This window comes from Roseobacter sp. GAI101 (assembly GCF_000156335.1).
Taxonomy (GTDB): Bacteria; Pseudomonadota; Alphaproteobacteria; order Rhodobacterales; family Rhodobacteraceae; genus Sulfitobacter.
This window is the reverse complement of record NZ_DS999213.1, coordinates 1,279,570-1,291,193: the sequence shown is the minus strand read 5'-3', so window position 1 is coordinate 1,291,193 and position 11,624 is coordinate 1,279,570. Positions and strand designations below refer to the sequence as shown.

Annotated in this window: 8 protein-coding genes and 1 pseudogene; 6 read left to right on the top strand and 3 right to left on the bottom strand. The window is 54.9% G+C overall.

Annotation, left to right across the window (positions count from 1 at the left end; all coding sequences use genetic code 11):
* Nucleotides 1-94 precede the first annotated feature (94 nt).
* The 6 genes from RGAI101_RS06070 to RGAI101_RS06045 all read left to right on the top strand — a co-directional run bounded on the left by RGAI101_RS06070 (nucleotide 95) and on the right by RGAI101_RS06045 (nucleotide 7,050).
* Nucleotides 95-526: a tripartite tricarboxylate transporter TctB family protein gene (locus tag RGAI101_RS06070; RefSeq protein ID WP_008228921.1), complete on the top strand. Its 432-nt coding sequence runs from the start codon at nucleotides 95-97 to the stop codon at nucleotides 524-526.
* A 12-nt stretch (nucleotides 527-538) separates the two neighbouring features.
* Entirely contained in the window at nucleotides 539-2,074 is a 1,536-nt protein-coding gene (locus RGAI101_RS06065) for a tripartite tricarboxylate transporter permease (RefSeq protein WP_008226992.1), read from the top strand.
* 945 nt (nucleotides 2,075-3,019) lie between these two features.
* Complete coding sequence (rlmF, locus tag RGAI101_RS06060; RefSeq protein WP_037227545.1) at nucleotides 3,020-3,946, top strand: 23S rRNA (adenine(1618)-N(6))-methyltransferase RlmF; 927 nt, start codon at nucleotides 3,020-3,022, stop codon at nucleotides 3,944-3,946.
* Between the two features lie 248 nt (nucleotides 3,947-4,194).
* Nucleotides 4,195-5,694, top strand: coding sequence for an IS21 family transposase (gene istA / locus RGAI101_RS06055; RefSeq protein WP_157044708.1), 1,500 nt, complete (start codon nucleotides 4,195-4,197; stop codon nucleotides 5,692-5,694).
* Nucleotides 5,691-6,449: an IS21-like element helper ATPase IstB gene (gene istB, locus RGAI101_RS06050; RefSeq protein WP_008225471.1), complete on the top strand. Its 759-nt coding sequence runs from the start codon at nucleotides 5,691-5,693 to the stop codon at nucleotides 6,447-6,449. Before istA ends, istB begins: the two co-directional genes overlap by 4 nt.
* Nucleotides 6,450-6,534: 85 nt before the next feature.
* Nucleotides 6,535-7,050 carry a hypothetical protein gene (locus RGAI101_RS06045; protein ID WP_198133677.1) on the top strand — a complete coding sequence of 172 codons (516 nt, stop codon included), beginning with the start codon at nucleotides 6,535-6,537 and terminating at the stop codon, nucleotides 7,048-7,050.
* A 594-nt stretch (nucleotides 7,051-7,644) separates the two neighbouring features.
* On the opposite strand, the pseudogene RGAI101_RS06040 reads toward RGAI101_RS06045, so the two are convergent.
* From RGAI101_RS06040 to RGAI101_RS06030, 3 genes and pseudogenes are all read right to left on the bottom strand, one after another.
* Nucleotides 7,645-9,357: pseudogene (locus RGAI101_RS06040) on the bottom strand (SulP family inorganic anion transporter).
* Between the two features lie 60 nt (nucleotides 9,358-9,417).
* Nucleotides 9,418-11,091 carry a bifunctional protein tyrosine phosphatase family protein/NAD(P)/FAD-dependent oxidoreductase gene (locus RGAI101_RS06035; protein ID WP_008229184.1) on the bottom strand — a complete coding sequence of 558 codons (1,674 nt, stop codon included), beginning with the start codon at nucleotides 11,089-11,091 and terminating at the stop codon, nucleotides 9,418-9,420.
* A 13-nt stretch (nucleotides 11,092-11,104) separates the two neighbouring features.
* Nucleotides 11,105-11,605, bottom strand: coding sequence for a bacterioferritin (locus RGAI101_RS06030; protein WP_050763184.1), 501 nt, complete (start codon nucleotides 11,603-11,605; stop codon nucleotides 11,105-11,107).
* Between the last annotated feature and the right edge of the window lie 19 nt (nucleotides 11,606-11,624).

Genomic DNA, 11,624 nt, shown 5'->3' with positions numbered 1-11,624 from the left:
CATCATCCAGTAATCACGCCTATCCTACGGGGCGCGGACCGTCTGCGCCCCGTTTCCTTTCCCCCAATTTTCGCCCCAGCAAAAGGAGATCGCCATGAGTGATCGAATTTTCGGCGTGTTCGGCGTGCTTCTTGCCATCGGCTTTGCCATTGCGGCCAGCCAGATCAAAGAGAGCTTTCTGTCAGACGCTGTAGGCCCCAAGGCCTTCCCCTATATCATTGCAGCTATTCTCGGGCTTTCAAGCGCCGTGATCGCGCTGCGTCCCGACCCAGAGCCGCTCTGGCCACCGCTGGGACGATTGATCGAGATCCTCGCAGCGGCGGTGGTGATGATCCTTTATGCACAGTTGTTGCCCGTAGCGGGCTTTGTCACCGCGACCGCATTTGCCGCCGCTTACCTGTCATGGCGTCTCGGCTCGACCATTCTGGGGGCCTGCATGACAGGCGTCGGGACCTCTGTCGGGATTTATGTGGTGTTTCATCTGGTGCTGGGGCTGTCGCTTGCCCGCGGCCCGCTCGGCTTTTAAGGGGTCAATTTTATGGAAACGTTATCAAGCCTCGCGGATGGCTTTGCCATCGCGCTGACGTGGCAGAATATCGGTCTTGCCCTGCTGGGTTGTTTTTTAGGGACAATCATGGGCGCGCTGCCCGGTCTTGGCCCTTCAAACGGGGTGGCAATCCTCATTCCGCTGGCGTTCACACTGGGTCTGGCGGCGACACCTTCGCTGATCTTGCTCACATCTGTCTATTACGGCGCGATGTATGGCGGGCGGATTTCGTCTATCCTGCTTAACATTCCGGGTGATGAACCTGCGATGATGACCTGCCTTGACGGCTACCCGATGGCGAAAAAAGGGATGGCTGGCGAGGCATTGTCACTTTCGGGCATCTCGTCCTTCGTCGGGGCATTTTTTGCAACATGGGGGCTGATCCTGCTGGCCCCGCAGCTGGTCAAAATCGCTTTGCTTTTCGGACCTGCGGAATATTTCGCGCTCTTCGCCTTGGCCTTCATGACTTTGGGTGGTGTATCTTCGACCAACCAGGCGAAATCGGCCTTCGCGGCCGCTTTGGGGCTGGGGCTTGCCATGATCGGCGTGGACACACAAACCGGCGTTCCGCGCTTCACCTTCGGCGAGGTCCATCTTTATGACGGGCTTGATTTTCTGGTGGCGATTGTTGGTCTTTTTGCCCTGTCAGAGGTGTTTATCTTTCTGGAGAACCGCCACGGTGAGGCGAGTGCAAAGGGCAAGACTATCGTAATCGGCCGCCTTAGCCCGCCGCGGTCTATGCTCAAGGCCTGCACGCCTACCATGCTGCGGTCCTCTTTCGTGGGCTTTATTGCGGGTGTTCTGCCGGGGGCGGGGGCTTCGCTTGGCTCGTTCCTGTCGTATTCGCTGGAAAAAAGGCTGGTCGACAAAGACGGCACTTTCGGTACCGGCGACCCGCGTGGTGTTGCCGCCCCCGAGGCAGGCAATAACGCGGCCGCAGGCGGTGCGCTGGTACCGATGCTGGCGCTTGGTGTGCCCGGATCGGGCACAACGGCTGTGCTGCTTGCGGTGCTTTTGTCGCTGAACATCACGCCGGGGCCTTTGTTGTTTGCCAACAATCCCGATGTCGTTTGGGGGCTGATTGCCGCGCTCTTCATCGCGAACTTCATGCTTTTGGCGCTGAACATCCCGATGGTCGGTATCTTCACGCGTCTGTTGCTGGTGCCGCCGCGTGTGTTGATGCCTATCGTCGCGATGGTTTCCTTCGTGGGGATCTACGGAATCTCAGGGTCATCCTTTGACCTTCTGGTGATGATCGGGTTCGGCCTGTTGGGCTGGGTATTGCGCAAGTTTGACGTGCCATTGGTGCCAATCATTCTTGGCACGCTGCTTGGCAACGCGATGGAGAACAATCTGCGCCGCGCTATCACCATCGACGACGGAAACTGGTGGACCCTTATCGACAGCCCGCTGGCCATCGGTCTTTGGGTCGTGGCGATTATCGGCTTTATCCTGCCGCTGTTTTTTGCCCGCAAGGTTAAATCCGGCATGCAGCGCGGCGATGCCGAGGGTTCGACCCGAGACTAAGACGACAGCGCGCGCCCTATATCGGGCGCGCGTTGTGCTTTGAGGCGGTTTCGATTTTGAAAGCTGTATTTGCGTAGTTACAGCAAAGTTGCTCCGCTTAAGGCTGGCTTGTTTGGAATACCACGGTCCAAATTTGGGGCGGGCTCCAAGGATCGTCGAGGGCCGTTCGCGTCCGTCTTGCACCGCAAAACTGCACGCTGCCGTCCAATGTGCTGTGGATTGAGGGCCGAAGGTGGGCGTTTGCGCGCAGCCTGATTTCTGAAACGAATGACGTTCGAGCTGCCATTTGCAAATGCTGCAGCGCCTTCATTCCGGACAGGTGCGACCGCTTCTTCGAACACGGCCTAATCATCGTCGAACAGATCGTATCAACCTATGGACGTTTCGTTCGGGTCCACAACTTCCAGCAAACAGTCATCACCCCATTCGGGTTTGTAGATGTCCCCCTAGAACGGGAGGTTTTTGGGACCGGTCATCTGGTTTCGAAATGTAATGGGACGCTATGCACGAATTGATCTGCGAGAACGCCGAGCGGTCAGTAACGCTCTCCCCAAAACAACGGTGGTAGAAGTTCTCGCTTCGCTGACTTTCGCGCAACCAAACATAACGACAGCTTCGTCCCGCTTAAGCGGCATTGGTGCACCGCACGGCGAACGGCTGAAAAGAGCCCGAAATTGCGGATGTCGCCCGCCAGACCGAACGGTCAGGCAATAGCTTCATAGAATGCGATGGCGGTCGAAATTGATGTGGCATCCTATACTCGGAACGGGCCAATAACTGATCTGTCGAAACAGCGTCGGCGAAACCTGATACACAGGATTTTGGATATTCTTCATCTATCATCCACATGTAACACCCTATTAGTTTTACTATTTCTACCTCAGGACTTAAGATCGACGAACGGTTTGGTTAGGTATTTCCACCAGTGTTAATAAAGGCTTCCCCATGGCTACCAAAACTAATCTGCACCCGCGTAATCAACACAGAGAAGGTTACGATTTTGTGCGTTTGGTGTCGGATTTACCTGAACTTGAGGCATTCACGATCACCAACCCTGTCGGTCAGACAACCATTGATTTTCAAGACGTGGCAGCGGTCCGTATGCTTAATCGGGCGTTGCTGAAGACGTATTACGATATTAATTTCTGGGACATCCCGGCCAATTATCTATGCCCTCCAATTCCCGGTCGTGTCGACTACATCCACTATCTGGCGGACTTGCTGGCTTGCAGCAACAATCAAGAAATCCCGCGTGGGCGTCAGATCAAAGCGTTGGACATAGGCACCGGGGCAAGCCTAGTGTACCCTCTTACCGGCCAGAGTGAATACGGCTGGCACTTCACCGGCGTCGATATAGACGCGGGTGCCATCAAGTCGGCGCAGCAGATTTGCGAATTCAATAAGCTGAAGATCACCCTCAGACGACATAAATCACGTCAGAATATTTTTAGAGGGGTGATCGAACCCTGCGATGCTTTCCATGTCACCCTGTGCAACCCGCCTTTCCATGCTTCCATCGAACACGCCAATAAAGGCAACCAACGCAAGTGGCGTAACCTTGGCAAGGAGCATTCAAAAAAGCTCAATTTCGGGGGACAAAATGCCGAACTTTGGTGTCCGGGTGGCGAGATAAAGTTTCTGGCGACCATGGTTGAGCAGAGCATGGAGTTCGCCGACCAGTGCCTGTGGTTCAGCTCCTTGGTGTCGAAAAAGGATAACCTCCAGCCCCTCTACAGAATTCTCAAAAATGCAAAAGTTGCCGAGTTTAAGGTCGTCGACATGGCGCAGGGGCAAAAGACAAGCCGTTTCATTGCATGGACTTACATTAAAGAAGGTCAACGATCCTTGTACATGAATGCGGCCGGTAAATAATACGGACGGCAAATGACCTGCTCGGCCTGAAGTGCCCGCGATTTGGGGTTAGTCTGTTCCGATCGAAGGAGACAGACAGCAAAGCAATCAGGGTTCACGGAAGAACAAATCAACTTCATTTTGAAGGCGGAGCACGCGGGTGTGATCGGCGGAGCAATACTCGACCACGGTAGCGGCGGCGTAGTGCGGTCGCGGGCGGCTTAAAAGTCGGCCACTTTGGCCCTTTCATTTGATGGGAGGGTTTGGGGATATTCACTGTGGAATTATATTTGAAGGTGCGTCGCGCCCATTTTCAGGATGGGTTGAGCGGGCGGCAGATAGCTCGGGATTTTGGGATCAGCCGGGACAGTGTTGCGAAGATGTTGGCGCATTCTGAGCCGCCTGGATACCGGCGGACGGCGGCGATTAAACGCCCGAAGTTGGATGCATATATCGATCAGATTGATCGGTGGTTGGCGGAAGACAAGATGCGCCCTCGTAAGCAGCGACACACATCCAAGCGCATTTTTGAACGGCTCCGTGATGAATGCGGCTTCAACGGCGGGTACACCATCGTCAAAGATTATGTGCGCAACAAGAAGCGCGGTTCGCGTGAGATGTTCGTGCCGTTGAGCCATCCGCCCGGACATGCGCAGGCCGACTTTGGCGAAGCGTTGGTTGTGATTGGTGGCATTGAGCAGAAAGCCTATTTCTTCGCGCTGGATCTGCCGCATAGTGATGCCTGTTATGTCCGTGCCTATCCTGCCGCGAACACCGAGGCTTGGTTGGATGGGCATGTTCACGCGTTTGCGTTCTTTGGAGCGGTGCCACAGTCGGTGCTCTACGACAATGACCGTTGCTTGGTTGCAAAGATCATGCCGAATGGCGAACGTCAGAGAACACAGCGGTTCAGCGCGATGCTGTCGCATTACGTGGTCCGAGACCGATACGGTCGCCCCGGAAAGGGGAACGATAAAGGTAAAGTCGAAGGTCTCGTCGGCTATTCTCGTCGTAACTTCATGGTACCAATGCCCCGCTTTGCGAGTTGGGCAGCGTTCAACGATTACCTCGAAGAACAGTGCTGCAAACGGCAAGCAGACATCTTGCGCGGCTATAAGATCAGCATCGGTGAACGATTGCAGGCTGATCTGGCTGCGATGCAGGGCTTGCCAGATGCGCCGTTTGAAGCTTGCGACCTGCGCAGTGGCCAGGTCACATCGACATCCGTGGTGCGCTATCGCGGCAATGATTACTCAGTGCCGGTGGCCTTTGGTCACCGTGAGGTCTGGATAAAGGGATTTGTGGATCGGGTCGTTATTGGCTGCGCTGCTGAGGTGATTGCGCAGCATGTCAGGTCATACGACAAAGACGATATCACCTTTGACCCTGTGCATTATCTACGACTGATTGAGCGTAAGATCATGGCCTTTGATCAGGCAGCTCCGTTGCAAAACTGGAACCTACCTGATGCATTTTCAACGTTGCAACGGTTGTTGGAAGCGCGGCAGGGCAAGGCTGGGAAGCGCGAGTACGTGCAGGTCCTCCGTCTGCTGGAACGCTTTGAGATGGAGGTGCTGCACAATGCAGTCAAAGATGCGCTTCAAATGGGAGCCATCAGCTTTGATGCCATCAAACACCTTGTGCTATGCCGCGTTGAACGCAGGCAGCCTCGGTTGGATTTGGATCTCTATCCGTTTCTGCCCAGAACGCATGTCGCGACGACATCAGCCGCATCCTACATGAGCCTGCTGGATGGAGGTGGCGCATGACCGATGCACCAGAACTGCTCTTGGCCAACCATCTCAAAACCCTGCGCTTACCGACCTTCCAGCGTGAACACGACAAGCTCGCGCGCATCTGTGCCGCGCAGGGCGTGGATCATGTCCGTTATTTGGCCCGGCTGACCGAGCTTGAACTGATCGACCGCGAACGCCGCATGGTCGAGCGCAGGATCAAATCGGCCAAGTTCCCAGCCGTCAAAAGCCTGGACAGTTTCGACTTCAAGGCAATCCCGTCGTTGAACAAGATGATGGTCTTGGATCTGGCGCGGTGTGATTGGGTCGAACGGCGGGAGAATGTCATCGCACTTGGCCCATCTGGCACTGGAAAGACCCACATCGCCCTCGGGTTGGGCCTGGCCGCCTGCCAAAAGGGCATGCCTGTCGCTTTTGTCACGGCGGCCTCACTGGTGAACGAGTTGATGGAAGCGCGAGACGAGAAACGGCTGCTGCGATTGCAACGCCAGCTCGCTAAGGTCAGCCTGTTGATCATCGATGAACTGGGTTTTGTGCCGCTCAGTAAAACAGGCGCTGAACTGCTGTTCGAACTGATCTCGCAACGCTACGAGCGTGGATCAACACTCATCACCAGCAACCTGCCGTTCGAAGAGTGGACAGAAACCTTCGGCACAGAACGACTGACCGGCGCATTACTGGATCGGCTGACACACCACGTGAACATTCTGGAAATGAATGGTGAAAGCTACAGGCTCAATCAGAGCAAATCAAAGCGTACCAAAACTTAACACATCATCAGGTTGGCCTGACGGCCAACGCGCCATGGAACGTGCTTGCTACTTAATGGCATCACGCCCCAAGGCGCGTAACCAAGTGGCCGACTTTTGCTCCGCCCCAATGGCAGGTTGTTACGCCGCCGTTGACAATTCGGACGCTTCCAAAGCGCCATCTTCGAATTCTAACTCTTCCGGGCAGTCCGCCGCGGAGAACGAAGAAGAGGGCACGTCGTCCGACGCCGAAAGTGAGGACGTAACTGAGAACGACAGCGACATTAACGACAGCGCCGACTTGGTGGATTCGTTAAAGGAATCCGGTGGCCTACCATCCGACGAACCGTCACAGGCGGATAGCCAGAATGCCGAATCCTCCGGCGCATCATCGAAAGATGGGACGCAGATCACGACATTGAGCAGCGATCAGCAGACCGACGCAGCGACCGATGGCGCGTCGGGTGATACGTCCGTGATTGAGGGCAACGCGTCTGACACGGCATCGTCAAAGGAGGCGGAAAACCATAACGCCGAAGGCGAATCTGCTGGTTCTGATACTGGAACTGAGAGTGAGAACGCCGCCGGAACAACTCAGAAGCCAAAGCAAGCCGACAACTAAGCAAGGATACTCACGTTTTTGGCGATCTGAGAGTTCGTTCGTGACGCAATATTTGCGTTAATCTACCAGCAAGATGCAGCCTACCAAGGAAAAAAGGATGCCGATGGATATGCGCAGCAACTATTGCGAAATATGAGGTTTAGGCACATAAATAACTGCGGCCCGTTGGGTAGCAGTTATTTATTTCATTCAATTGGTGTCAATTAAAACTACAGAGCAACCTCCCACCGCGCGGAATGCGTCAACCATGCACCAACGGCCGCTTCGACGGGCCGCACCACAGCATCCGGGGTGGTTGCTGGAAGGCGGCTTTGGGCCAGGAGCGACGCCGGGCTAAGGTCGAGCAGGCGCTTGGCCCTTCTACGCAGAGAAGGTCGATTTGGAGCGCTTATCCTAACAGGCTGGTAATCGCCGCGGAGGGTCAGATCCTGTGTGAGCATGTGCGGGTGATCCAGCGAAGCCACCAACTCCCGCCACGCACGATTTACGACTGGCGGCCCATCGAATGTAAGTAATTCGGCCGACTTTCCACGAAATTCCATGCCTCAGAATGGTCAGCGTCGAATGGAAAAATGGGTCAATTCGACCTGTGAATCAACACTTCAAAGTTCTGATTGCATCAAACTGCGACAAAAACACTTCACCGGTCAGTTCAGACAAAAAATTCGCCCGTTTCAAGCGGTCCATCACGGGGCCTTTGACCTCAGACAGATGCAACTTTACATCCATTTCATGAAGCCTGTCATAGATGGTTTCGAGCGATTCCAACGCGCTGAAGTCGATGTAATTGATTGCCGAACATTGAAGAATGACGTGGCGGACGTTTTTGTCATCCGCGACACGGTTGTGAATCTTGTCTTCCATGTAACGCGCATTCGCGAAATACAGGCTCTCATCGACCCGCAAGGACACGATGCGCGGGTCGGTTGTTACGTCACGGCGCAGGATATTGCGGTAGTGCTCTGTGCCCGGAACTTGTCCGATTTCAGCAATATGCGGTTTTGATGACTTGTAGAGATGCAACAGAATTGACAGTCCGACACCAGCAGAAACGCCTGCTTCAACGCCCATCACAAGTGTGATGACAATCGTGGCGAAGACGGCCGAGAAGTCAGCTTTTGAGTAGGCCCAACTGCGCGTAAGGATTGAAAAATCAACAAGGCTCAAGACGGCGACGATAATCGTTGCGGCTAGGGTGGCTTTGGGCAGGAAGTAGATCAGGGGTGTAAAGGCCAGAGCGGCAATAGCTAAGCCGACGGCAGTGAATGCGCCTGCGGCAGGCGTTTCAGCTCCTGCATCAAAATTTACCACGGATCGCGAAAACCCGCCAGTAACAGGAAAGCCACCTGTCAAAGACGCGCCAATATTTGCGGCCCCGAGGCCAATCAATTCTTGGTCGGGATCGATGCGTTGACGTTTCTTGGCGGCAAGAGTCTGGGCAACAGAAATCGATTCTACAAAGCCAATGATTGAGATCAGGAATGCCGGAAGAAGAAGCTGCCCGAGCAGGTCGGGTGAAAAAGACGGGAGAGTGAGCGGGGGCAGGCTTTGCGGCACCTAGCCGACGATCCTGACGCCTTCGTCGGCCAGCCCGAGGGCCCACACGGCTGCGATTGTCGCCACAACGACAGCCATAGGACCGGTTTTCACGAGAACACCCGTGACAACATCTGAGAGGCCAACCCGCTTCAACAAAGGCTTCAATCCTTTACGCATCCAAAAAAGGAACCCCGTCGCAAGGATGCCGATGATGGCTGTTATCAAATTTGTCTCGTTTACGTGCTCCGAAAGTGAAATAACCAGTTCCAGCAGATTGTGGCCCTCCGCATCAATTCCGAGGATGTGCTTGAGCTGGCTGGCGGCGATGATGATGCCCGATGCGGTGATAAAACCCGCGATGACGGGATGAGACAGGAAATTGGCAATGAACCCTAGGCGGAATAAACCCATCGCCAGTAAGATCGCACCCGACAAGGCAGCGAGCGATAGCGCAGCCACGGCATAGCCCATCGAACCTTGATCAACGATATTGCTGAGTGCCGCCGCAGTCATCAATGAGACAACCGCAACAGGGCCAACTGCTAGGGCGCGGCTGGTGCCAAAGACCGCGTAGAGCATGATCGGCGCGATTGAGGCGTAAAGCCCTGCCTCGGGTGGCAGCCCAGCCAACAACGCATAGGCCAGCGATTGCGGGATCAGCATGATCGTCACGATCAACGCGGCAACAAGGTCGTTTGACAGGGCGGAGCGGTTATAGGCCCGGCACCATGTCAGGATGGGCAGGTAGCGCGTCATTTCGGTTTTCATGATGTTCTCTGGAGATTTAAGAAGCCCCCGCATGGGGTACGCGGGGGCGTTGAGATCAGTTTACTGAACGACTACTTTTTCAGGCTTTGCCATCCATTCACGACCTTTAAGCATGCCTTGCCAATAAATTGGAGGTAGCATTTTTTCTTTCAGGAACCACGCTGCACGAGAGGGTTTCGTGCCGTCGATGATGGCTTTCGGGAAGCTGGGCAGCATCGCCCCGCCATAGCCGAACTCTGCCAGAACGATCTTGCCACGCTCGACCGTCAATGGGCAAGACCCGTAGCCGTTGTATTGCGCCACGGGCGATCCGCCGCGCATGTCTGCCACAACATTTTCGGCGACGATGGGGGCTTGGATGCGCGCAGCGGCCATTGTCTTGGCATTCGGGGCATTCATCACGTCGCCTAAAGACCAGACATTATCATAGGTCTTGTGGCGCAAAGTTGCCTGATCGACATCGACCCAACCTGCAGCGTCGGCCAGCGGTGACACACGAATGAAATCAGGAGCGGTCTGCGGCGGGCAAACATGCATCATGTCAAATTCTATCTCGATCCGTTCAAGCGGCGTGCCGGGCTTGGCCACATCAAACCATGCCTTTTTGGCGGGCCCATCCACAGCAACCAGATTGTGGAAGAAGTTGAGGGAGGCGTCGTATTTCTTGACGTAATCCATCAGTGCAGGAACGTAGTCTTTGACGCCAAACAACACACCACCGGCGTTGTTGAACTGGATGTCGATGTTTTTCAGCACACCACGCCGGAACCACGCATCGCCTGACAGATACATCGCCTTTTGCGGCGCACCTGCGCATTTGATCGGCATCGGCGGCTGGGTAAAGATCGCGCGGCCTCCTTTCAGACCCTCGACCAATTTCCATGTGTAGGGCGCAAGGTCATAGCGGTAGTTTGACGTCACCCCGTTATTGCCAAGCGTATCGACCAACCCTTCAACCCTGCTCCAATCCAGCTTAATGCCGGGGCACACGATCAGTCGTTTGTATTTCACGACGCGACATCCATCAAGGATTACTGCGTTGTTTTCAGGCTCAAAAGCCGCGACGGCTGACTTGATCCAATGCACGCCCTTGGGGATGAGAGAACCCATTGTGCGTGAGGTCTGCTCGGCTTCAAAAATACCACCACCGACCATCGTCCAACCGGGCTGGTAATAGTGGATGTCAGCAGGGTCGATGATTGCAACTTCAAGACCTGGCTTGCGTGCTTTTAGGCTCGCTGCGGCGGCAATGCCGCCAGCGCCCGCTCCCACGATAACAACCTCATAGTTTGCATCGCCGGTATCTGTCGGAGTTTTGCCTCCATTGACAATCCGCCGGACGACGCCAGCCATGTCATATCCAGCCGCTTTGGTCGCGGCGAGGATGTCTGCTAGGCTGCGCTGTTCCGCCTGCGAGAGCGACCACAAGGTTGCCGACCGGGTGCCCGTGCGGCAATAGGCCAGCACGGGGCCAGGCAATTCGGTAAGCGTTTTGTCGAATGCGCCCGCATCTTCATCGGTGACCTTGCCGGATACGATTGGCAGATAGGCAGCCTCAAGCCCCGCTTTCGTGGCGGCTTTTGATACTTCCTCGAATGTTGGCTGGTCAGCCCCTTCGCCGTCTGGGCGATTACATATGATGGCGCGAAAGCCAGCGTCTTTGATGGCTTTCATATCTTCGGGCGTGACCTGTTTGCTTACAGATAATCCTGCGGTCAGTGATTTGGTGTCCATGGTGTCTACCTTCTTATGCGTTTTCAGCGTTAGCGCCTGCGACGTTCGGCGAAGAAACAAGTTTTGCACTGTAGGCTTTTTCGCCCAGACGCTCGATCAGTTCGAGTTGCAACTCCAGCCATGACTTGTGACCTTCTTCGTCTAGAGCAATGCGCTCGAATAAGGTCCGAGAACCGACGTCGTTTTCGTCGTAGGCCTGCTTGGCAGCCTTCAAATAGAATTCAATTGCCTCTTCTTCATCGGCAAGGTCCGCTTTGAACATCTCAACCAAGGTCGCAGCGCGCTTGGGCGCTTTCTCAAAGGCGATTTCCGGATCTCCTTTGAGAAACAGAACCCGTTCGATGAACAAATCCGAATGGCCGATTTCCTCGACTTGTTCTTCACGCATTTTGCCGGCCAATTTATCTAGCCCCCAGTCGTCAAGGATATGGGCGTGAAGCTGGTATTGATGTGAAGCGGTTATCTCCATTTGGAGCGCTTTGTTCAAATTTTTGACGGTTGTGATGTTAGACATGCGATGTCTCCATTCATGT